We start from the raw sequence: 637 nt of genomic DNA, 5'->3' as shown, positions 1-637 counted from the left end.
CGAGAAGTTCAGACTGCAAAAGGCCAGAAGAAAGGAAGGGGCATTACTACTTTATATTGCAAGCTGACTAAATGGTTCTCTCCCTTCAAATCTCCTGGCAGGTGTGGGAAGAGAAATGCTTAGTTTAATCACATTAGGGAAGATTATGAAGAAGCTTTAAAATCCTAAGCCTGGCGTGTGGAATGAGCAGTGTTCGGAGAGTTTGTTCTTGAGGAGTTGGTTATCACAGGCAATTTGAAAGAAAACCCAAAAGCAGCTTCCCTGACAAAAGATGCCGGTGATCAACATCGAGGACCTGACAGAAAAGGACAAGTTGAAGATGGAGGTGGACCAGCTCAAGAAGGAAGTGACCCTGGAAAGAGTGATGGTTTCCAAATGTTGTGAAGAAGTAAGAGATTATATTGAAGAAAGATCTAGAGAAGACCCTCTAGTGAAGGGGATTCCAGAGGACAAAAATCCCTTCAAGGAGCTCAAGGGAGGCTGTGTGATTTCCTAGGCAGGGGTGCAGATTTCTTAGAATAGTTAGAATTTTAATGATAATGCAAACTGTTCTATAAAATTAAACTTGTATATGTTGTTTAAATTGATAAACTTCAAGTTTTAATAAAAATGAAGATGCAATAAAAAAAAAAAAAAA

Annotated in this window: 1 protein-coding gene; it reads left to right on the top strand. The window is 38.9% G+C overall.

What is annotated here, in order from left to right:
- The first annotated feature begins 277 nt into the window (after nt 1-277).
- Nucleotides 278-496 (top strand): guanine nucleotide-binding protein subunit gamma, encoded by a 219-nt coding sequence (locus tag QSG27_RS29135; RefSeq protein ID WP_306712372.1) that lies wholly within the window; start codon nt 278-280, stop codon nt 494-496.
- Nucleotides 497-637 lie beyond the last annotated feature (141 nt).

Source organism: Azospirillum isscasi (genome assembly GCF_030849505.1).
GTDB classification, from domain to species: Bacteria; Pseudomonadota; Alphaproteobacteria; order Azospirillales; family Azospirillaceae; genus Azospirillum; species Azospirillum isscasi.
The sequence above is the reverse complement of the archived record's forward strand: the minus strand, read 5'-3'. Positions and strand labels throughout refer to the sequence as shown.